Here is a 20,601-nt window from a genome sequence, read left to right as displayed (position 1 = left end):
GGTATCTGCTTAATGATCGCGTCAGGGTTCGGGATGATCCGGAGGCGGCGCCGCTGTGTCCGGTTCGCCGTGATTGCGGCGGGAGAAGCGGTTCTGGCGGGTGGCGGCGAGGCCCTCGCCGATCTGCTCGACGATGCGGCCGGCCGCCAGGTCGCGGGCGAGGACGCAGGCCGAGGCGATCGCGGGGGCGCGGGAGGCGCCGTGGGCGATGACGACGGTGCCGTTCAGGCCGAGGAGGACGCCGCCGCCGTGCGTCTCCGGGTCCAGCCGGTCCCGCAGACGGCGCAGTTGCCGGCGCTGCAGCAGCGTGGCGGCGCGGGCGAGCAGGCCGGAGCCGATCGCGGCGCGCATCTCCGTGACCGCCAGCCGTACGGCGCCCTCGACGGTCTTGAGCGCGACGTTGCCGGTGAACCCGTCCGTGACGACCACGTCGACCGCGCCGGCCAGCAGGTCGCCGCCCTCGATGTTGCCGATGAAGTCGACGCCCGGCAGGTCCCCGGACAGCAGCTCGTGGGCGCGCCGGGTCAGCTTGTTGCCCTTGCCGGCCTCCTCGCCGATCGTCAGCAGCCCCACCCGCGGCGAGGCGATGCCGAGCCGGATGCGGGCGTACGCGGTGCCGAGCGTGGCGAACTGGACGAGCATCTCGGGCTTGGCGTCGGCGGTCGCGCCGGCGTCGAGGAGCACCGTCGGGCGCGGGCGGGTGGGCAGGACGACGGCGAGCGCGGGCCGCATCACCCCCGGCTGGCCGCGCAGGCGGAGCCGGGAGGTCGCCACCACGCCGCCGGTCGATCCGGCCGACACGAGCGCCGCCGCGTGCCCGCGCCGGATCAGGTGGCAGGCGATCGCGACGGACGAGCGCGGCCGCCGCCACCCGGCCAGCGCGCCCTCGTCCATGGCGAGGGCGTCCTCGGCGTGCACGAGCGGGATCTCGCCGAGCGCGTCGTGCTCGCGGAGCAGGTCACGGACGCGGCGGGCGTGGCCGACCAGGACGACGCGGACGCCGTGCTCGCGGGCCGCGGCCACGGCGCCGGCCACCACCTGCTCGGGGGCCTCGTCGCCGCCCATCGCGTCCACCGCGACCCGCGGGCCCTCGGCGCGCTCGTCGGGCCGCCGCCCGCCGCGCGCGTCCGGCCGCCTAACGGCGTGGCCCTCGACCGGGCCGGTCACTCTGAGTCCTGGCAGCCCTGGCCGAGGCAGGGCCTGCGTACGACCTCGCGGCCGCTCACCGTGATCACGTACTCCTGGAGGGGATGCGGGGAGTTCGCCCGGTAGGCGACGGCGTCGACCCGGACGGGCTCGTCGCGGTCGGTCCGGCCGACGCACTGCACCCGGACGACCGACAGCGTGTCCGCCGACAGCGTACGGCAGCGCATTCCCGCGCGGATCGTGTACCCGAGGTCGCGCAGCTCGTCGCGCGCGCCATAGGCGGTCGCGTTGCGCAGCGAGCTCTCCGAGACCTTGCGGACGGGGTTCTCGCACGCCGCGACCAGGAGCAGCAGGATGAGGGCGAGGACGACGGCCTTCACAGCTCGCGCACCGCCCGCGCCACGGCCTCGGGCCGGTCGATCTGGACGAGGTGCCCGACGTCGGGCAGGACCACCTGCCGTCCGCGCGGGCTGAGCGCCGCGAGGCCGGCGTGCGCGCGCCGCCACGCCTCCCCGTCGCCGCGCACGTCGCCCAGGGCGGTGATCACCCGCAGCGGGATGCCGGGGAAGGGCCGGTGGCGGCGCAGCGTGAGCAGGTCCGCGGCCATCTGGCGGTACACGGCGTCCTCGGCGAGAAGGGTGCCGAGGACGTGCCCGCGCGTGCAGACCTCCCGGACGTACTCCGGCGGCGCGACGTTGCCGCGCGCGGTCATCAGCCGCATCGCCAGGCCGTACGCGGCCGGGCCGGCCAGCCGGGTGAAGCCGGTCGTGCCGGCGACCGTGCCGGCGAGGCGCGCGAGGGGCACGAGGCGGGTGAGCGGACGGGAGTACCGCGGCGTGCGCGGCTCCGCGCTGGGGTCGACCAGCACCATGCCGCCGGCCAGTTCCGGGTGGAGCCGGGCGAACGCCTCGGCGTGGAAACCGGCGAACGAGTGCGCGACGAGGATCACCGGGGCTCCGGCCCACCGGGCCAGTGCGGCCAGCCGGTCGGCCTCCGCGCGCAGGGTCGCCGCGCCGCGTACGGGCGGACTGCCGCCGAGGCCGGGCCGGTCGAAGACGACCACCCGGTGCTCGTCGCGCAGCCGGGAGACGACCGGGATCCAGTCGAACCAGGCACCGCCCAGACCCGCGCTGAGCAGCACCGGAGGCGATCCCGTGCCCTCCGTGACGACGTGCAGGCGGTCTCCGCCGATGGTCATGAGGTCGCCGGGCAGGCGGTCGTTCACGGGGTCGTGGCCTTCTCCCGCTCCGTGCTCCGGCCGTCGGGCCGCGCGTCCGGGTGGAGGGCGGGAGGTCCGGCGGCGAGGGCGCGCCGCCGGCCGGTGTACAGCTCGACGGCGATGACGATCAGCCAGACCGAGATCACCGTCACCTGCACGCGCTCCATGACGCCCAGCATCAGGCCGAAGTACATCAGGGGCAGCGTGCCCAGCGTCGTGCTCGTCTCCACGACCATGACGGGCCAGCTCCAGCGCGCGAGAACCGGCCAGCGGCCGTACCGGCGTGCGGCGATCGTCAGGGCGATGAGGCTGACGATGCCGCTGGTGACGACGAGCGTGCTGGTCACCGAGTGGAATTCATGGGCGAACGACACCGTCCCGGCCCGCTCGCGCAGCGCACAGGTCGGGTCGGAGTTGGGCGCGCAGTCCATGGCGAACAGCGAGTCGCCGATCGAGAAGACGCCGAACAGCAGCAGGGAGAGCCAGCCGACGAGCGCCCAGCCGCCGGGACGGAGCCGGCGCAGCACGATGGCCGCGACGACGATCGACAGGGTGCCCGAGAAGAAGTCGCAGCCGGAGAAGAAGCCGTGGTACGGCTGGTCGGTGGCGGACAGCTCGCTGACGTAGCCGTTGACCGGGTCCAGCTTCGGGTTGATCACGAACTGCAGGACCCAGGAGCTGTAGACGACGCCCGCGATGGCGGCGAGGACCGGCAGGCACGCGGGAAGCGTCGCCGGATCTCGTGCAGGTCTCGCCGAAGTCACAGGTTCCAATCTAGGTGCCCGATGCGGGTCCCTGGGACTACCCCGCGGCGGCGGACCTAAGCGGCTAACCTGCGGATTCTTACGATCCTTGCAGGATTCTGGAGAAGACCCCGGCGTCCTCGTCGAGCCCGCTGCACGTGTCGTTCTGCGCGGTGGTGTCGGCGGTGCACGGCGTGTCCCGGGTGATCGACCACATCGACAGCCGGCCCAGGTGACGGGTGACGGCCCAGGTGCGGATCTGCCGGGCGTCGTCGGGCTGGAATCCGGCGCCGGTGCCCGTGACGCCGATGACGGGTGCGACGCCCATCCGCCGCCACACCGTGTCCGCGTCCTGGTGGTACAGCCGCTGGAGCTGGCCGTGGGCGGCGGTCGCGGCGGCCTGCACACCCGATCCGGTCGTCTCCGAGGGAAGGAGATCGACGATCGAGACGTCGACGCCCGCCGCCGTCGCCGTCCGTAGCGTCCCGAGCGCGTCGGCGGTGAGGCCGGTCCGGTGCAGCGGAAGGGTGAACGACACGCGCAGGCCGGGCCGGTCGTGGCTCAGCCGGGCCAGTGCCTCGGCGCGGCGGCCGGCCGCCGCGTCGTCGGCCAGCGCCGTGTCGGTGAGGTAGACGTCGATCTGCTCGGTTCCGGTGGTGGTCAGGACGGAGCGGTAGGCCGTGGTCAGCTCGTCGACGTCCGTGCAGGCGTGGGCGAGCTCGGTGGCGCGCGGGCCGCCGAGGGAGACGATGGTGTCGCCGGGGACCTTCTTGATCTGCTTGCGGACGACCGCGTCGCCGAGCGGCGTCAGGCCGCCCCAGGTCGCCGTGCACCCGTCGCCGGCCGCGACGAACCCGAGCGTGTAGGTCTTCACTCCCGTCCGCGCCGCGGTCTTGGCGAAGTCCAGCGGCGGCCAGGTCAGCACGTCGGCGTACGGCGCGAAGGGAACGTCGGCGGCCGGGGCCGCCGAGGCGCTCGGCTCCGGGGCCGCGGTGGTGCTGGAGACGGTGGGCGCCGGGTGGGTGCCGGCCGGGCGCGAGCGGGTCCCGGGCATTTCCGTGATGGCGGCGTCGGGCCGGGAGGCGGTGCGCGAGCGGGCCGACGGGGCCGCGTGCTCGTCCAGGTGGGTCGTCGCCGCCAGGACGGCGGCACCGCCCGTACAGGGAATGAGCAGACCGGCCGAGAGCAGCGCGATCCTGCGGCTCAGCCGGGGTGCCGCGCGGCGCTTGCGGTGTCTGCCCACGGCCTCTCCTCGTGGGGCGGCAGGGACATCGCTGACCGCGGTGACCACTGTCGCGTCTGGGATCCGTCAACCGGAAGTATGGCGCAGCCCTCGGACAAGATCACGATCCGGGCCCGCGTGTCGGTCCGACACTTCCGCGGACCGTCGATCGTTGATCATTTAGGGCCCCGCGCCTGCGTATCGATAAGCCTGTCTGCGGGTATCCAATTCGTAAGAAACGGGGCTCAACAGGTTCAATAGCGCTGGGGAGCGTGGCATCGCTGCGACGCGATGACGTCGTGGTCCGACGGTTAAGGAGGAGATCCCGGACGGCGAGCCGCCTGCGGAGGGGCCCCTGAGAGCCCGGTCCGCGCGGCCGCCTGCGCGTTTCCCGTCGACTCGGAGGAGTAACGTCAACGTGACCTTGGTCAATGACGCGGCGCCGGCCGCGGTGAACACCACCGGCCGCAGGTTCCGCGCCTTCACGGCGAAGCATCTGGACGAGCTCACAGCTCGCGCCGGGCTGACCGCCGAGCAACGCCTGGCGATCCAGGCGGTCGCTACGGTGCTGCCGTTCCGCACCAACAGCTACGTCGTCGACGAGCTGATCGACTGGTCCGCCGCCCCGGACGACCCGATCTACCGGCTCGTCTTCCCGCAGGAGGACATGCTCCCCGCGGAGGACGTCGCTCGCATCTCCGACCTGCTGCGTCGGGGAGCGCCTCGCGCCGAGGTGAACGCCGCCGCCCACGAGGTCCGGCTCAAGCTCAACCCGCATCCGGCGGGACAGCTGCAGCTCAACATCCCGACCCTCGAAGAGGAGCCGATGCCCGGGGTGCAGCACAAGTACCCCGAGACCGTGCTGTTCTTCCCCAAGCAGGGCCAGACGTGCCACGCCTACTGCACCTACTGCTTCCGGTGGGCGCAGTTCGTCGGCGAGCCCGACCTGAAGATGGCGGGCGACGACGTCGACCGGCTCAAGCGCTACCTGCTCGCCCACCCGGAGGTCACCAGCGTCCTGTTCACGGGCGGCGACCCGATGATCATGGGCGAGACCGTCCTTCGCCGCTACATCGAGCCGCTGCTGGACCTCGAGCAGCTCGAGTCGATCCGGATCGGCAGCAAGGCCCTGGCCTACTGGCCGCAGCGCTGGGTCACCGACCCCGACGCCGACGACACGCTCCGTCTGTTCGAGAAGGTCGTCAACTCGGGAAAGAACCTCGCGTTCATGGCCCACTTCACGCACCCGCGCGAGCTCGAACCGCACCTGGTGTCGGAGGCGACCCGCCGCATCCGCGGCACCGGCGCGGTCATCCGCACCCAGGCCCCGCTCATCCGCACGATCAACGACACGCCGCTGACCTGGGAGACCATGTGGCGGCGACAGCTGCGGATGGGCATGGTCCCCTACTACATGTTCGTGGAACGTGACACCGGGCCACAGGACTACTTCGCCGTGCCCCTCGCCCGGGCGTATGAGATCTTCCGCGACGCCTACAAGAACACCTCGGGGCTCTGCCGCACCGTCCGCGGGCCGTCCATGTCCGCGACGCCCGGCAAGGTGTGCGTCGACGGGGTGGTCGAGATCGGCGGGGAGAAGCTGTTCGCCCTCCACTTCATCCAGTGCCGCGACCCGGAGCTGGTGAACCGGCCGTTCTTCGCCAAGTACGACCCGGAGGCCGTGTGGCTGACCGACCTGCGGCCGGCCTTCGGCGACCGGTTCCCGTTCGAGGGGGTCGTGCCGGGCGGGGACGTGACGGCGCACGACATCGTCGCCGCGGGTCCGTCCCTGTGACCGGCCCGATCGCATGGCCCTCCCGCTAGCCCGCCGACAGTGATCGTGGGGCCGTACCCCTGGTACGGCCCCACGAACGAACGCGCGGCGGCGCGGAGACGTCAGCTCTCGAACTCGGGGACGATCTGCGCGCGGCCCAGGGTGTGGCCGGTGATGTTGAAGCCGACGACCGCGGGCGAGGCGTCCTCGGGGACGCCGAGGTTCTCGACGTCCAGCGCGTGCACGGTGAAGGCGTAGCGGTGCGGCGCCCCGGGAGGCGGAGCGGCCCCGTCGAACTCCTTGTTCCCGTAGTCGTTGCGGGCGTGCTTGGCGCCCTCGGGCAGGCCCTTGAAGTCACCGCCGCCCGCGCCCGTCGGCAGCTCGGTCACGGAGGCGGGGATGTCGTACAGGACCCAGTGCCAGAAGCCGCTACCGGTCGGCGCGTCGGGGTCGTAGCAGGTGACGGCGAAGCTCTTGGTCTCCGCCGGGGCGCCCTCCCAGCGCAGGTGCGGAGAGAGGTTCTCGCCGCTGAACCCCCAGTCGTTGAACACGTGCGCGTTCGACAGCCGCTCGCCGTGCGCGACGTCGTCGCTGGTCACGGTGAACGACGGAACCTCGGGCAGGAATTCGTGCGGCAGCGGTGGCCGGCCTGCCATGGCAACCTCCTCGGTCGGTTCGACGGATACGCCTAAGTCCTATCAGCCGTGCCCGCCGACGCCGCGATGATCCTTCCCAGTACGAGGTCGGTCGCCGCCGCCAGCGGAACCGCGACGGCGGCGACGCCCAGGTGCAGCGTCCGCCAGAGCGGAGCCGCCCCGTGTTCGAGGTGGGCGGGGATCCCGGCCGCCACCGTCGAACGCGCTCCGGCGAGCGCACGCGCGTACACCAGGTCACCGGCCGCCAGCGTGAACGCCAGGACGGCGACGGCGGCGATCGCGGGCCGCAGCAGCGGCACGACGACCCGCACGAAGGCCGCGAGGCGGCTGTGCCCGTCCACGAGCGCCTGCTCCTCGACGTCCACCGGAACCGCCCGCAGGAAACCGCCGAACAGCAGCACCCCCACCGGAACGGTGACCGCCGGCTCGACGAGCACCAGCGTTCCCAGGGAGCCGCCGAGCCCGAGCCCGTCCGCCGCCCACGACAGCGGCACCGCGAGCAGCACGGACGGCACGAGGGCGAGGACGGCGATGATCCGGCCCGCCGTGCCGCCCCACCGCCTCCGGCGCAGCGCGTACGCGGCCGGCAGCGCGAGCAGCACCGTCACCGCCGTGACCGGCCCGCCGACGAGCACCGTACGGCCCACCCACGCCCCGAACGGCGTCGACCGCAGCAGGCGCACGCTCTCCCCGGCCGGGACCTCGTGGACGGCCGCCCACAGGCTCCACAGGAACGGCGCCGCGCAGAGCACCGAGGCGACGGCCGCCAGCGCGTAGAGCGCCGCGCGCTCCACGACCCGGCGTACGGCCTGGCGCCGCCGCTGCCGGGCGAGTTCCCGCGCCGCCGTCCGGGCGGCCAGCCCCCCGATCACGGGGCCTCCTTCGTCGCAGGAGCGGTCAAAGATGCCGTGCCGATGGCTCGCTCGCTCCGCTCCCTCACGCGACCTCCTTCGCCGGAGGAGCGACCAAGGTGCTCACGCGGCCTCCTCCGCCGGGGAACGTCCGGCTCGCAGGAGGACGGCAGCCCCGGCCAGGGGCAGGGGCAGCAGGAGGACGGCGATCGCCGCGCCGCGCCCGAGCGCGCCGCCCTCGATCCCCCGCGCGTAGGCGAGCGCGGCGAGCGTCCACGGCGACCCTCCCGGTCCGGTCAGTACGGCCGCGACCGCCGCATCGGCGCAGGTCAGGATCGCGGTCAGGAGTGCGGCGACCGCGATCGACGGCAGGGCGAGCGGGATCACGACCTCCACCGCCCGCCGTACGGCGCCCGCCCCGTCGACGCGTGCGGCGTCCCGTACGTCGCGGGGGATCGCGGTGAGCCCGGCGGCCATGACCACGGCGGCCAGGGGCGTCAGCCGCCAGACCTGGACGGCGACGATCGTGCCCAGGACCATGGCGGGCCGTTCGTGCCAGGACGCCACGCCGGCGGCCCGCAGCAGCCGTCCGGCGGGGGAGTGCGCGGAGTCCAGCAGCCACCGCCAGGAGGTCGCCGACAGCGCGGCCGGCGTCGTCCACGGCAGGAGCACGAGCGGCCGGACGAGCCACCGGCCGCGGAACCGGGCCAGGAGAACGTGGGCCAGGACCTGCCCGCAGAGGACCACGAGGACCGTCGAGACGCCCGCGACCACCAGCGTTCCGGTCAGCGCCCGCCAGAACGCGCCGTCGCTCAGCACGGAGCCGAACCGCCGCACGCCGGTGAACCGGTACGCCGGGGCGGCCGCCGTCACCCCGGACAGCGCCAGCGCGATCGCCAGCGCGAGCGGCACGAGGACCAGCGCCGCCAGGTAGACGACCGACGGCAGCAGGAACAGCCAGGTGAGCAGGCCCTCCCGGTCCGCGAGCCCGCCCCGGCGACGAGACGCGGTGTTCGCCGCCACGCGGCTCACCCGCCGATCCGTACGGGCGCCGTGCGGTTGCCGTACTCGGCGTCGAAGAAGCGCACACGGTCGCCCGGCACGGCGAACTCGCGCGTCTCCCCGCCGGCGAGCGGAGTGGTCACGGTGGCGGGCAACCGCGCGATCACCCGCGTCTCGCGGCCGATGCGCGTCACGCGGCCGTACACGTGCCGGTCGCCCGACAGGTGCTCGATCCGGTCGACGCGCAGCGGCATCGTGACCCGCCCGTCCGGGGGGACCTCCTCGGCGGGCAGCAGGTGTTCGGGGCGGAAGCCGATGAGCCGGTCGCCACGCGGCACGAGGTTCATCGGCGGCGTGCCGATGAGGGTCGCGACGAAGGTGTCGACCGGCTCGTCGTACAGGTCCTGTGGCGTGCCGACCTGGCGGAGCCGGCCGGCGTCCAGGACCGCGACGCGGTCGCCGAGCCCCGTCGCCTCGGCCTGGTCGTGGGTCACACAGATCATCGCGGTGCCGAGCCGCCGCTGCAGCGACCGCAGTTCGTCGCGGGCGGCGGCGCGGGACCGCGGGTCGACGCCCGCCAGGGGCTCGTCGAGCAGCAGGACGGCCGGTTCGCGGACGAGGGCGCGGGCGAGGGCCACCCGGCGGCGTTCGTCCGCCGACAGCCGGCCGGGGCGGCGGCCCAGCAGGTCGGGGATGCCGAGCAGGTCGGCGGCCCAGCGGGCCTTGCGCTCGCGCATCGCGCGGGGCACGTGCTCGGCCTTGAGCGGGAACTCGATGTTGCCGCGCACGCTCTTGTGCGGATACAGGGCGTGCGAGGGGACGACCAGGCCGACCCGGCGGGCCCGCGGCGGCAGGCCGTTCATGAGGTGCCCGCCGAGGTGGACCTCGCCCAGCGTCGGGGACTCCAGGCCGGCGATGGTGCGCAGGAGCGTGGTCTTGCCCGCGCCCGCCGGTCCGAGGAGGGCCAGGCACTCACCCTGCTCGGTGGTCAGGTCGACGCCGTCGAGCGCGCGCACGTGCTGCTTGCGGCGGCCTTCGTACACCTTCACCAGGCCCCGCGTCTCGAGGACCCTCACCGGCGGGTGGGCGCGGACGGAGTGACGGAGCGGAAGGGATGGAGGAAGTCGTGTCGGGACAGAGGACGCGCAACCGGCATTGGGCCTTCCCCGTACAGAGGTTCCTCCCTCGAAAGTAGATCGCTCTTGGCCTGGCTTCCAGCGGCAGTTGCCGCACAGGCCCGCATCCGGGGCTTTTCTTGGGTAAGTCGTGTGTCCTGTGTGACCGAAGCGCTACAGTGCGTGATCTACATCGCTCGAACTCCGGGTGCGCGCGGACCGGCCGTCCGCCCGCCCGTCCCAAAAAGAGGAGAAATCAGGACATGCGTGGACTCGCCATCGCGGCGGTCGGCACGGCCGTCGCCGTCGCCGGTGCCTCCTCGCCGGCCCCGGCCTCGTGGGCCCGATCGGTCCGGTCAGGCCCGCCGGCCGCACTGGCCTCGTCGGTCTCGCCGGCGTCCGCGGCGTCCGCGGTGCGGGGGACCGTCGTGCCGGGAGGGCTCGGAACCGCCTCCGGCATCCGCCCGGCGGCCGCCCTGCGGCCCTCCGCCGTGTTCAACGTCCCCTCCGGGTCGGCGGCGGAGCAGAACGCCATCGCCCACCACGTGAACCAGCTGACGGCCGGCGCTCCCCGGGGCGCGCTGATTCGGATCGCGGTGTTCATGTTCACGTCGCAGGCGTTCGCCCGGACCCTGACCGACGCCAAGCGACGGGGCGCGCACGTTCAGCTGGTCGTCGACGCGAGCACCCGGGACAACGACGCGTACCGCCGCGTCGAGCGGGCGCTGGGCACCAGCCGCAAGAGGTCATCGTGGGTGGTGGCCTGCCACAAGGGCTGTGTCGGCGACACGATCATGCATAACAAGTTCTTCCTGTTCTCGCGCACCGGACGGGCGCGGAACGTCGTCGTGCAGTCCTCGGCCAACCTGACCACCCGCAACCGGGTCAACGCCTGGAACAACGCGTTCACGATCAGCGACGCGCGCCTCTACCGGGCGTACGGCCGCTACTTCTCCGCGCTGGCCGCCCGGCATCACGAGCGGGACCACTACCGCGTGACCCGAAGCGGGCCCGTCACCGCGTACACCTTCCCCCGCGCGGGCGACTCGGCCACGACCGACACCCTGTACCGGTTGCTCGGGAAGGTCGGCTGCGGAGGCGGCACGTCCGTCCACGTGACGACGTTCAACCTGAGCCGTACGGACGTCGCCGAGCGGCTCTGGTCGCTGTCCCACCAGGGCTGTGACGTCCGGGTCATCTACACGAACCTGAGCGACCGGGCCCGCGAGATCCTCGAACAGGAGGACGGGCCGGAGCTGCTGAGCAGCCACTACATGTACTTCGACGCGGAGACCGGCGACGAGGTCGACGCCTTCGCCCACTCCAAGTACGTCCTGATCGACGGGACGTACGCCGGGCGGTCCCGGAAGGTCGTCATCACCGGCAGCCCGAACTACACCGAGCCGGCGCTGCGGCACAACGACGAGACGATGATCAGTATCGAGGGGGCCGGCGTCTACGGCGCCTACCAGAACAACTTCACCCGGCTCTGGGACGCCGCCCAGTCTCACTACCAGCTGAAGGGCAGCGTGCCGGACCCCGGATGATCCGGGCGAGAGCCCGCTTCGGAGGTCGCTTCCCCGGAACGTCGTCCGACCTCCGAAGCGGGCTCGATCACTTCCCGGTGGCCTCGACGTAGGCGTCGACGACCGTGTCCGTGTCACCGTCCATGACCAGCCGGCCCTCGTCCACCCACAGCACCCGGTTGCACATCTCCCGGATCGAGTCGAGCTGGTGGGCGACCAGGAAGACCGCACCGGCCTCCTCGCGCAGCTCGTCGATCTTCGCGGCGCTCTTGCGCCGGAACTTCGCGTCGCCGGTGGCCAGCGCCTCGTCGATCAGCAGCACGTCGTGGGACTTGGACGCGGCGATCGCGAACCGCAGCCGCGAGCCCATGCCGGAGGAGTACGCCCGCATCGGCAGCTGGATGAAGCCCTCCTTGAGCCCGGCGAACTTCACGATCTCGTCGTACTTCGCCTTGACCTCGTCCGGCCCCATGCCCATCGCCAGGCAGCCGAGCACGATGTTGCGCTCACCGGTCAGGTCGTTCATCAGCGCGGCGTTGACGCCGAGCAGCGACGGCTGGCCGGCGGTGTAGACGCCGCCCTTCTGCGGCGGCAGCAGCCCGGCGATGGCCTTCAGCAGCGTGGACTTGCCCGACCCGTTGGTGCCGATGACGCCGACCGCGTCGCCCTTGTAGGCGACGAAGGACATCCCGCGGATCGCGTGGACCTCCTTCATCGAGGGGCGGTTCTGCCGGCGCACGACGCGCATGAGCGCGTTGTTGGCGTTGCCCTTCCCGCCCGCGCCGTACACGCGGTAGATGATGTGCAGGTCGTCGACGACGACGATCGGCTCGCGGTTCGGGTCGATCACCACCGGAGGGGCCGACCCGTCGGGGGTTGCGGACACCTTGACCTTCTCCTTGAGGGCGTCAGCCACGGCCGTACCTCTCCTCGGCGCGGTGGAAGTACCAGAAGCCCACCGCGAAGGCGACCACGGCCCAGCCCACGGCGTAGATCCAGATCATGTGGTCGGTCGAGATGAGCTCGGCGTGCTGCTTGCAGGCGTTCGCCGCCTTGACGAGCTGCTTGTGCGTCGTGCCGCCGGCCGCGCACTGCTCGGCGTACTTCGCCGTCATCTTGTGCAGGTCGTGGCGGTAGGAGCCCATCAGCGAGCGGCGGGCGAGCTCGACGTACACCGACCCGGGGTTGGCCTCCATGAGCCGCATGGCCCACGTCGGGACCTTGGAGCTCAGGGTGTACATCGAGAACATGATCCCGGAGAAGTAGAGCCAGGTCCGGAGGATGAACGGCAGGAGCTGGCTGAGGTCCGGGACGAACGCGCCGATCCGCGCGACCACCAGGCTGACGCCGATGTTGAACATCAGCTGCAGCAGGAGGATCGGAATGATCAGCACCCACTCCCAGGTGGGCCACTCCTGGAAGCCGAGCATGATCACCAGCAGCACGCCCATCGCCGCGAACAGCTGCTGGAGCTCGACGATCGTGTACGAGAACGGCAGCGTGGCCCGCGGGAAGTGCAGCGCCCTGATCAGCGACATGCTGCTCTGAACCGACTTCGCACCGGAGGTCACCGACCGCTGGGTGAAGTGGAAGAAGAAGATGCCGGTGACCAAGTACGGGATGTACTTGCTCACGTCCCCGCTCCGGCCCAGCAGCAGGCCGAAGATCAGGTAATAGACCAGTGCGTTCAGCAGGGGGGTGAGGACCTGCCAAAGCTGGCCGAGACGTGACTCGGTGTACATCGCGACGCTCTTGGCCGACGCGAACGCCCAGATGAAGTGACGTCGCTGCCAGAGCTGGCGGATGTACGCACCGAGAGGGGGACGAGCGGCGCTCTGTTTGAGCCCATGGCGCGCGGCGAACTCGGCCAGCGGGGGGTTCCCGTTCATGTGAGGGGGCTCCGCGATCGTGCTGACCTGCCCGCCACCCGAGGCTCCGAGCCGTTCCGGGTGACTCATGCGGAGCAGCCTATTGCAGACCGGCGTCCGGGAACGACCAACCGCCGGATGCGATGCCGACAATGTGATCGTCTGCGTGATCCGGTGCGCAACGGGGATACACCGCTTCATGTCCCTGTTGAATCGAGCGAGAGAGCTGGACCAGCGCGCTTTCGACGCGGTCGCGGCGGCAAAGCTGCCCGGCCTCGAATACGTCTTGCCGCGCCTCTCCAGAATCGCGAATCATTCGGTGCTGTGGGGCGGCGTGGCCGGATCCCTCGCCCTCACCAGGCAGCCGCGGATGCGCCGGGCGGCGCTGCGCGGAGCCATCGCCCTCGGCCTGGCCAGCCCCCTGGCCAACCTCGTGGGCAAACAGGCGTTCCGGCGTCCCCGCCCGCTCATCGAGCTGTTCACGCCCTCGGCCCGTCCGCGCGTCACCCGGACGGGAGTCACCCTGATCCCCTCGATCCGCTCGCCGTGGCGACTGCCGACGTCCCCGTCCTTCCCGTCGGGCCACTCGGCGTCGGCCGCGGCGTTCGCCACGGCGGTCGCGATGGAGGCCCCGGCGGCCGTGGCGGTCCCCGTCGGGGTCACCGCCGCCACGGTGGCCTTCTCCCGGATCTACACCGGCGCGCACTACCCGGGCGACGTGCTCGCCGGGATCGCGCTGGGCACCGTGGCCGGCCTCGGCACGCGCCTGCTGTGGCCCACCATGCCCGGCCCCGCGAGCTCCCGCTGGACCAAGCCGGTGGAGGCGGTCCGCGGGCTCTCGGAGGACGGCGAGGGCGTCGTCGTGGTCGTGAACCCGGGCGCCGGCGCGAACTCCGGTGGCAGGGACGTGACCCGCGTCCTCAAGGAACGCCTCCCGGCCGCGGAGATCATCGAGGCGGACGGCGACCTCGAGACGACGCTGAAGGACGCCGCCGGCCGCGCGGCGGTGCTCGGTGCCTGCGGCGGCGACGGCACGATCCGGGCGGCGGCGGCCGCGGCCCTCGACCAGCGCGTCCCCCTGCTGGTGATCCCCGGCGGCACGCTCAACCACTTCGCCCGCGCGCTGGGCATCGAGACGGCCGCGCAGGCGATCGCCGCGTACCGCTCGGGCTGCATCGCACGGGTCGACGTCGGCCGGGCCGGTGACGAGATCTTTCTCAACACCGCGAGCTTCGGCGCCTACACCGAACTCGTCCAGCGGCGGGAGCGGCTGGAGGGCCGGCTGGGCAAGTGGCCGGCCCTCGCCGTGGCCGCCGTCCGCGTGCTCCGGCACTCCGAACCGGCGGACGTCTACGTCGACGGCCGCCGGCGGCGCGTGTGGTTCGCGTTCATCGGCAACTGCCGGTACGGCGCGCGAGGAGTGACCCCGACCTGGCGCGGACGGCTGGACGACGGAGTGCTCGACGTCCGGCTCATCGGCGCCAAACGCCACATCAGCCGGACCCGCGCGGTCGCCGCCCTGCTGATCGGGCACCTGCGGCTGGTGCCGGACTACAGCACCTGGTCGGCGGGCAAGCTCGAACTGGAGGGCGCCCACGGCGCGCTGCGGCTGACCCGGGACGGAGAGGTCGGGGACGCGGAGGAGGGCACGGTGACCGTGACCAAGGCCCCCGCCGCGCTCGCCGTCTTCGTGCCCTCCGCGACGGCGGCCGCATCCGCCCAGACGACGACCGGCCGCCTCCACTGACCGCCGTCCTCCAGGAGAGCGACGCCGGCCTCCCCTCGGCGCGCCGGTTCCGGCGGAGGCGACGGCCGGCCGATCGCCGACACCCCGCCGACCTGCGCCGAGGCCCGCGCCGGTGGCTCCCTCCGGCGTCCCGCCGGGGCTCGGTCAGGGTTCACGACGGCTCTGGTCGGGTAGGGCGGCTGGAGGGTGGTCACGCAGAGCGACCGCCTGATTCCAGTCGAGGATCTCGGGCGTTCCCCTGCCGGGGGGTCGGACCGGAACGCCTGTATGCCCGGGGGAGCGTCCGAGAGGGGGCTACGCGAAAGGTGAGGTCATCCATGCAGCGCGAGAGCGACAAGCAGGGTACGGCCCAGGACGAGCACCTCCGGAAGGAGACGAAGAACCTCATCAAGGGGAGCGGGACGACACGGGCCGACCACGGTGACGCAGGCGGAGACGCCACGGCACGCCCCGCACGACCGGCCCGGGGCATGTCGCCCGCGGAGGTCGCCCGCCGGGCCGAGCTCAGCCGACACCTGCCGCCCAGCGAGTTCCCCGCCGACCGGCGGCGTCTACTCGCCCACCTGAGGAGCAAGGGCGCGCCCGACTCGCTGGTCGAGGCCATCTCGGGATTGCCCGAGGACAAGGAATTCCACACGATCGGGGACATCGTCCGTGAGATCGGCCTGCCCGCGCGCCACTGAGATGCCCGATCGGTGAACCCGAGCATGTCGAACCGGAGGCGCCCGGCCGGGCGCCTCCTCCCTGACGGCCAGAGCCTCGGCGTCCCCGGCGGGCGGAGCGTCGGCGCCCCTGGCGGCCGGGGCGTCGGCGGCCCGGCGAGGCGGGCGGCCGGGCGTACCCTGGAGACATGGCGCTGAGGACGGGCACCTACGCGCTGGGACCCGAATCGGGACGGCTCCTGCTCCGGACGTCCCGCAGCGGTGTCGGGCGCAAGGTGGGGCATGACCTGACGATCGAGGTGACCCGTTGGTCCGGTGAGGCGGTGGTCGACCCGGCCGACCCCGCGAGCCTGTCCGTGAACGTCGACGCGCAGGCCGACTCCCTGCGCGTGCGGGAGGGCGTCGGAGGGGTCAAGCCGCTGACCGACTCCGACCGGGCGGAGATCGAGAAGAACGCCCGCCAGAAGATCCTCCGCGCCGGCGACCACCCTCTGATCAGCTTTCGTTCGACCGGGGCTCAGGGCACCCCGGAGTCGTTCACGCTCACCGGCGAACTGACCATCATGGGCCGGACGCATCCCCTCACCGTGAGCGGAGGCATGGAGGACGACCGGGTACGCGGCCGGGCGACCGTCGTCCAGACCCAGTGGGGGATCAAGCCGTACTCCGCGCTGCTCGGCGCCCTCAAGCTCGCCGACGAGGTCGAGGTCGAGTTCGACCTGGCCCTCACCACGGCCGACTGACCCGCGCCCCGCCGGTCAGCGGGGGCGGGCCACCCGCGTCTCGTCCCATACGGGCTCGGCGGCCTCGTACACCGATCCGTCGGCCCCGAAGACCACGAACCGGTCGAACGACCGGGCGAACCAGCGGTCGTGGGTGACGGCCAGGACCGTTCCGGCGTACGCCTCAAGGCCCTCCTGCAGCGCCTCGGCGCTGGCCAGGTCGAGGTTGTCGGTGGGCTCGTCGAGCAGCAGCAGCGTGCAGCCGCTCAGTTCCAGGAGCAGGATCTGCAGGCGGGCCTGCTGGCCGCCCGACAGCGTCTCGAACGGCTGGTCTCCGCAGTACTGCAGCTCGTACCGGGCGAGCGCGGCCATCGCCTCGTCGCGCAGCCGCGCGTGCTCGGTCATCAGGATCTCGGCCGGCGTACGGCCGCGCAGGTCGGGCCGGGCGTGGGTCTGGGCGAACAGGCCGGGGACCACCCGTGCGCCGAGACGCTCGTCACCCGTGTGGGCGACGTCCTCCCCGGCCAGCAGCCGCAGGAAGTGGCTTTTACCCGAGCCGTTCGACCCGAGCACCGCGACGCGCTCGCCGTACCAGACCTCCAGGTCGAACGGCCGCATCAGGCCGGTCAGCTCCAGGCCCTCGCAGATCACGGCGCGCTTGCCGGTCCGGCCGCCGCGCAGGCGGACCTTGATGTTCTGGTCGCGGGGCGGGATCTCCGGCGGTCCGGCCTCCTCGAACCGCCGCAGCCGCGTCTGCGCGGCCTGGTACCGCGAGGCCATGTCGGAGTTGTACGCCGCCTTCTGCTTGAACATGCGCACGAGCGCCTTCAGCTTGGCGTGCTCCTCGTCCCAGCGGCGGCGCAGCTCCTCCAGGCGTTCGTTGCGGTCGCGGCGCGCCTGCGCGTACGTGCCGAAGCCGCCGCCGTGGACCCAGACGTTCCCGGCCTCGACCGTGATGATCTGCCGGGCGGCGCGGGCCAGCAGCTCGCGGTCGTGCGACACCAGCAGCACCGTCTTGGACGTCTCGCGCAGCCGGTCCTCCAGCCACAGCTTGCCGGGCACGTCGAGGTAGTTGTCGGGCTCGTCCAGCAGGAGTACCTCGTCGGGCCCGCGGAACAGCGCCTCAAGGACGAGGCGCTTCTGCTCGCCGCCGGACAGCGTCTTCACGTCCCGCCATCGAGCCCGGTCGTACGGGACCCCGAGCGCGGCGACGCAACAGGCGTCCCACAGCACCTCGGCCTCATAGCCGCCCGCGTCGCCCCACTCGGCGAGCGCCCGTGCGTAGCGCATCTGGGTGGGCTCGTCGTCGCGCTCCATCATGGCGAGCTCGGCCTGTTCGAGGGCCTGCGCGGCGTCGCGCACGCGCGGCACGGCCGTGGTCACGAGCAGGTCGTGGACGGTCGACTCGTCGCGGATGTTGCCGATGAACTGCCGCATCACGCCGAGCCCGCCGCTGCGGGTGATCGTGCCGCTCTGCGGTTCGAGGTCGCCGGCGACGAGCCGCAGCAGCGTGGTCTTGCCCGCGCCGTTCGGCCCGACCAGCGCGGCGACCGCGCCGTCCGCGACCCGGAACGACGCGTCGTCCAGCAGGACGCGCCCGTCGGGCAGGACATGGCCGAGATGCGCGACTTCGACGTGACCCACGATCGGCCAGTCTCCGCCATCCCACCGGGGACGCCAACGGATTTTCCGCCGCGGCCGTGCGGAACGCCCGGCGAACGGGCACGGCGGCGGGGACGAACCGCCCCCGACCGACCTCCGGGCTTCCTTCACCGGGAGTGCCGGGCCGCTGCCGGCATCAGCGCCGAGGATCCTCGAGCCTGGAGGAGCAAGAACCCTCGGCGTTGATGCCGGCGCGGTCAGCCCTTACCGAGGGTGTTCCAGCGGGAGGGCGGCCAGACGATCACGAAGGCGCGGCCGATGACACTGCTCACCGGGATGGTCCCCTGGTAACCGTCCTCGATGTGGAAGCGGGAGTCGGCGGAGTCGGACCGGTGGTCGCCCATCACCCAGAGGCGGCCGGCCGGCACCTTGATCGGGCCGAAGCTCTTGTGGTCGTCCTGGTAGACGTACGGTTCGTCCAGCGGCTTGCCGTCGACCAGCACCCGGCCCTGCGCGTCACAGCACTGGACCGTCTGACCGCCGACCGCGATGACGCGTTTGACGAGGTCCTTCTCGTTCGCCTGCGGCATGCCGAACAGGCCGCCCACCCAGCTCAGCCCGCGCTGGAACGGGTTGCTCGGCTTGGCGATCTGCGTCTCCGGCTCCCAGGCGGCGGGCGCGCGGAAGACCACGATGTCCTTCTGCCTCGGATCGTGGAACCGGTATCCGGCCTTGTAGACGAGGATCCGGTCGCCCGTGCAGCCCGCGCAGCCGTGCAGGGTCCGTTCCATCGACTCGGAGGGAATGAAGAACGCCTGCACCAGGAACGTCTTGATCAGCAGCGAGAGTACGAGCGCGATGCCGATCAGGATGGGTAGCTCGCGGAGGAACGACCGTTTTTTGGCGGGTTTCTTCTGGTCCGCCTCGGGCGGAGTCTCGTCAGACACGCCTGTACGGTAAACCGAGCGGCGATGTGATCAGCGTAAGGCCCCACCGACGCACGCCCACCCGGCCCCGCCAGCGCACGCGCACCGTGCCCCGGGCGCAGTGCACCGGGCCCCGCGGGCGTACGAGGGCTCTGGCGCGAATCTCGTGATGGCCACCGCTGGACGCGGCCGCCCCCGGGAACGGGAGCGCCGGGACCGTCTTGTCCCGGCCGTACCCCCTGGTTGTCCACGCGAGCGTTCGGGGGCCGGTACGCTCGGCTGCGTGAGTCGGGAAGGTGTCACTCCTCAGTCCGAAGACTTCTCCGCCTGGTACAACGAGGTCGTCGTCCAGGCCGAGCTGGTCGACCGCGGCCCGGTCCGCGGCACGATGGTCATCCGGCCGTACGGCTACCGCATGTGGGAGCTGCTGCAGGCGGACCTCGACGGCCGCATCAAGGAGGCCGGGCACGGCAACGCCTGCTTCCCGATGTTCATCCCGGAGTCGTACTTCAAGCGCGAGGCCGAGCACGTCGAGGGTTTCTCGCCCGAGCTGGCCGTGGTCACGGTCGCCGGTGGCAAGGAGCTGGAGGAGCCGCTGGTCGTGCGGCCCACCTCCGAGACCGTCATCGGCGAGTACATGGCCAAGTGGATCGACTCCCACCGCGACCTGCCGCTCCTCCTGAACCAATGGGCCAACGTCGTGCGCTGGGAGCTGCGTCCGCGCATGTTCCTGCGCACCACGGAGTTCCTGTGGCAGGAGGGTCACACGGCGCACGCGGACGAGGACGACGCGATGCGCGAGACCATGTGGGCGCTGGACGCCTACGCGGGCGTCGCCCGCGAGCTCGCCGCGATGCCGGTCGTCGAGGGCGAGAAGACGCCGAGCGAGCGGTTCGCCGGAGCGGTACGGACCTACTCGATCGAGGGCATGATGCGCGACGGGCGGGCCCTGCAGGCCGGCACCTCGCACTACCTCGGCACCAACTTCGCCAAGGTCTTCGACATTCAGTACCAGGACGCCCAGGGCGAGCTGGTCCACGCCCACACCACGTCCTGGGGCATGAGCACCCGCATGCTCGGCGGCGTGATCATGACGCACGGCGACGACAAGGGGCTCGTGCTGCCGCCGCGCATGGCGACGTACCAGGTCGTGATCGTGCCGATCGGCCGGGACGAGCTGGCCGAGCGCACGCTCGCGGCGGCGAGCGAGCTCGCGGCCCGGCTGAAGCAGGCCGGCGTGCGCGTGCACGTCGACGAGCGCACCCAGCTGCGTCCGGGCTTCAAGTACAACGACTGGGAGATGCGCGGCGTCCCGATCCGGCTGGAGCTCGGCCCCCGCGACCTCGACGCCGGGGTCGTGACGCTGGCCCGCCGCCTCGGCGACCAGGGCAAGGAGCAGATCCCGCTCGACCGCGTGCCCGAGGTGCTGCCCGGCATCCTGGACGACTTCCAGGCGTTCCTGTACGACCGCGCGGAGCGCTTCCGCGACGAGCACACCGCCGAGATCGACGACTGGGAGTCCTTCCGGTCGCAGGTGAGCGGCGGCTGGGCGCGCGTCCTGCACTGCGGCCGTACGGAGTGCGAGGACGAGATCAAGGCGGACACGGCCGCGACGCCGCGTGTGATCCCGGCGCAGGCGCCGGAGGAGACGGGCGTCTGCTTCCGCTGCGGGCAGCCGTCGGCGTACGGCAAGCGGGTCATCTTCGGCCGCTCGTACTGACCGAACGCGCAGGCTGACCGCGAACAGCCGGGCTGACCGCGTCCGCGCAGGCTGACCGTGAACGCACGAGCAACGGCCCCCGTGTCTCACACAGGGGCCG

Annotated in this window: 19 protein-coding genes; 6 read left to right on the top strand and 13 right to left on the bottom strand. The window is 72.3% G+C overall.

Annotated elements, in window-relative coordinates; genetic code table 11:
• Positions 1 to 21 precede the first annotated feature (21 nt).
• From plsX to NDW01_RS40430, 5 genes are all read right to left on the bottom strand, one after another.
• On the bottom strand, positions 22 to 1,074 hold the full coding sequence (plsX, locus tag NDW01_RS40450) for a phosphate acyltransferase PlsX (protein WP_308211876.1): 1,053 nt from the start codon (positions 1,072 to 1,074) through the stop codon (positions 22 to 24).
• 89 nt (positions 1,075 to 1,163) lie between these two features.
• Entirely contained in the window at positions 1,164 to 1,526 is a 363-nt protein-coding gene (locus NDW01_RS40445; RefSeq protein ID WP_252829836.1) for a hypothetical protein, read from the bottom strand.
• On the bottom strand, positions 1,523 to 2,371 hold the full coding sequence (locus NDW01_RS40440; protein WP_252829835.1) for an alpha/beta fold hydrolase: 849 nt from the start codon (positions 2,369 to 2,371) through the stop codon (positions 1,523 to 1,525). Before NDW01_RS40440 ends, NDW01_RS40445 begins: the two co-directional genes overlap by 4 nt.
• A complete protein-coding gene (locus NDW01_RS40435) occupies positions 2,368 to 3,129 on the bottom strand; it encodes a DUF998 domain-containing protein (protein WP_252829834.1) in 762 nt (253 codons plus the stop codon). Before NDW01_RS40435 ends, NDW01_RS40440 begins: the two co-directional genes overlap by 4 nt.
• 79 nt (positions 3,130 to 3,208) lie before the next feature.
• Complete coding sequence (locus NDW01_RS40430) at positions 3,209 to 4,351, bottom strand: glycoside hydrolase family 18 protein (protein WP_252829833.1); 1,143 nt, start codon at positions 4,349 to 4,351, stop codon at positions 3,209 to 3,211.
• 397 nt (positions 4,352 to 4,748) lie between these two features.
• Between NDW01_RS40430 and NDW01_RS40425 the strand changes: the two genes are divergently transcribed.
• Positions 4,749 to 6,125: a KamA family radical SAM protein gene (locus NDW01_RS40425; protein WP_252829832.1), complete on the top strand. Its 1,377-nt coding sequence runs from the start codon at positions 4,749 to 4,751 to the stop codon at positions 6,123 to 6,125.
• A 101-nt stretch (positions 6,126 to 6,226) separates the two neighbouring features.
• Here NDW01_RS40425 and NDW01_RS40420 read toward each other — a convergent pair whose 3' ends face one another.
• The 4 genes from NDW01_RS40420 to NDW01_RS40405 all read right to left on the bottom strand — a co-directional run bounded on the left by NDW01_RS40420 (position 6,227) and on the right by NDW01_RS40405 (position 9,689).
• Positions 6,227 to 6,760 carry a YbhB/YbcL family Raf kinase inhibitor-like protein gene (locus tag NDW01_RS40420; RefSeq protein WP_252829831.1) on the bottom strand — a complete coding sequence of 178 codons (534 nt, stop codon included), beginning with the start codon at positions 6,758 to 6,760 and terminating at the stop codon, positions 6,227 to 6,229.
• A gap of 32 nt (positions 6,761 to 6,792) precedes the next feature.
• Positions 6,793 to 7,632, bottom strand: coding sequence for an ABC transporter permease subunit (locus tag NDW01_RS40415; RefSeq protein WP_252829830.1), 840 nt, complete (start codon positions 7,630 to 7,632; stop codon positions 6,793 to 6,795).
• A 102-nt stretch (positions 7,633 to 7,734) separates the two neighbouring features.
• The gene (locus NDW01_RS44150; RefSeq protein ID WP_252829829.1) at positions 7,735 to 8,643 is read right to left on the bottom strand and encodes a carbohydrate ABC transporter permease; all 909 of its coding nucleotides are present in this window, start codon (positions 8,641 to 8,643) and stop codon (positions 7,735 to 7,737) included.
• Complete coding sequence (locus NDW01_RS40405; RefSeq protein WP_252829828.1) at positions 8,640 to 9,689, bottom strand: ABC transporter ATP-binding protein; 1,050 nt, start codon at positions 9,687 to 9,689, stop codon at positions 8,640 to 8,642. Before NDW01_RS40405 ends, NDW01_RS44150 begins: the two co-directional genes overlap by 4 nt.
• 302 nt (positions 9,690 to 9,991) lie before the next feature.
• Between NDW01_RS40405 and NDW01_RS40400 the strand changes: the two genes are divergently transcribed.
• The gene (locus tag NDW01_RS40400) at positions 9,992 to 11,275 is read left to right on the top strand and encodes a phospholipase D-like domain-containing protein (protein ID WP_252829827.1); all 1,284 of its coding nucleotides are present in this window, start codon (positions 9,992 to 9,994) and stop codon (positions 11,273 to 11,275) included.
• Positions 11,276 to 11,342: 67 nt separating this feature from the next.
• Here the strand turns inward: NDW01_RS40400 and NDW01_RS40395 are convergent, their stop codons facing one another.
• Both NDW01_RS40395 and NDW01_RS40390 read right to left on the bottom strand, forming a co-directional pair.
• Positions 11,343 to 12,170: an ABC transporter ATP-binding protein gene (locus NDW01_RS40395; RefSeq protein WP_406567805.1), complete on the bottom strand. Its 828-nt coding sequence runs from the start codon at positions 12,168 to 12,170 to the stop codon at positions 11,343 to 11,345.
• Positions 12,163 to 13,212, bottom strand: coding sequence for an ABC transporter permease (locus NDW01_RS40390; protein ID WP_252829826.1), 1,050 nt, complete (start codon positions 13,210 to 13,212; stop codon positions 12,163 to 12,165). Before NDW01_RS40390 ends, NDW01_RS40395 begins: the two co-directional genes overlap by 8 nt.
• A 109-nt stretch (positions 13,213 to 13,321) precedes the next feature.
• On the opposite strand from NDW01_RS40390, the gene NDW01_RS40385 reads away from it, so the two are divergent.
• The 3 genes from NDW01_RS40385 (at position 13,322) to NDW01_RS40375 (ending at position 16,274) form a co-directional block, all read left to right on the top strand.
• Entirely contained in the window at positions 13,322 to 14,869 is a 1,548-nt protein-coding gene (locus NDW01_RS40385; RefSeq protein WP_252829825.1) for a bifunctional phosphatase PAP2/diacylglycerol kinase family protein, read from the top strand.
• Positions 14,870 to 15,186: 317 nt separating this feature from the next.
• On the top strand, positions 15,187 to 15,552 hold the full coding sequence (locus tag NDW01_RS40380; protein ID WP_252829824.1) for a DUF2795 domain-containing protein: 366 nt from the start codon (positions 15,187 to 15,189) through the stop codon (positions 15,550 to 15,552).
• A 167-nt stretch (positions 15,553 to 15,719) separates the two neighbouring features.
• Positions 15,720 to 16,274 carry a YceI family protein gene (locus tag NDW01_RS40375; protein WP_252829823.1) on the top strand — a complete coding sequence of 185 codons (555 nt, stop codon included), beginning with the start codon at positions 15,720 to 15,722 and terminating at the stop codon, positions 16,272 to 16,274.
• A 15-nt stretch (positions 16,275 to 16,289) separates the two neighbouring features.
• Here NDW01_RS40375 and NDW01_RS40370 read toward each other — a convergent pair whose 3' ends face one another.
• Together NDW01_RS40370 and lepB are read right to left on the bottom strand one after the other, a co-directional pair.
• Positions 16,290 to 17,897: an ABC-F family ATP-binding cassette domain-containing protein gene (locus tag NDW01_RS40370; RefSeq protein ID WP_252829822.1), complete on the bottom strand. Its 1,608-nt coding sequence runs from the start codon at positions 17,895 to 17,897 to the stop codon at positions 16,290 to 16,292.
• Positions 17,898 to 18,112: 215 nt separating this feature from the next.
• Positions 18,113 to 18,802 (bottom strand): signal peptidase I, encoded by a 690-nt coding sequence (lepB, locus tag NDW01_RS40365; protein ID WP_252829821.1) that lies wholly within the window; start codon positions 18,800 to 18,802, stop codon positions 18,113 to 18,115.
• Positions 18,803 to 19,064: 262 nt separating this feature from the next.
• Between lepB and proS the strand changes: the two genes are divergently transcribed.
• Positions 19,065 to 20,501, top strand: a complete 1,437-nt coding sequence (gene proS, locus NDW01_RS40360; RefSeq protein WP_252777963.1) for a proline--tRNA ligase — start codon at positions 19,065 to 19,067, stop codon at positions 20,499 to 20,501.
• The last annotated feature ends 100 nt before the right edge of the window (positions 20,502 to 20,601 follow it).

The organism is Actinoallomurus soli (genome assembly GCF_024055715.1).
In the GTDB taxonomy this organism is placed as follows: Bacteria; Actinomycetota; Actinomycetes; order Streptosporangiales; family Streptosporangiaceae; genus Actinoallomurus; species Actinoallomurus soli.
Note: the sequence above shows the minus strand (reverse complement) of the source record. Positions and strands in the feature narration are given on the sequence as shown.

Coding starts and splice junctions, on each gene's coding strand:
- NDW01_RS40420 (WP_252829831.1), bottom strand. CDS start 6,760: ATGGCAGGCCGGCCACCGCTGCCGCACGAATTCCTGCCCGAGGTTCCG.
- NDW01_RS40390 (WP_252829826.1), bottom strand. CDS start 13,212: ATGAGTCACCCGGAACGGCTCGGAGCCTCGGGTGGCGGGCAGGTCAGC.
- NDW01_RS40400 (WP_252829827.1), top strand. CDS start 9,992: ATGCGTGGACTCGCCATCGCGGCGGTCGGCACGGCCGTCGCCGTCGCC.
- NDW01_RS40375 (WP_252829823.1), top strand. CDS start 15,720: ATGGCGCTGAGGACGGGCACCTACGCGCTGGGACCCGAATCGGGACGG.
- NDW01_RS40385 (WP_252829825.1), top strand. CDS start 13,322: ATGTCCCTGTTGAATCGAGCGAGAGAGCTGGACCAGCGCGCTTTCGAC.
- NDW01_RS40380 (WP_252829824.1), top strand. CDS start 15,187: ATGCAGCGCGAGAGCGACAAGCAGGGTACGGCCCAGGACGAGCACCTC.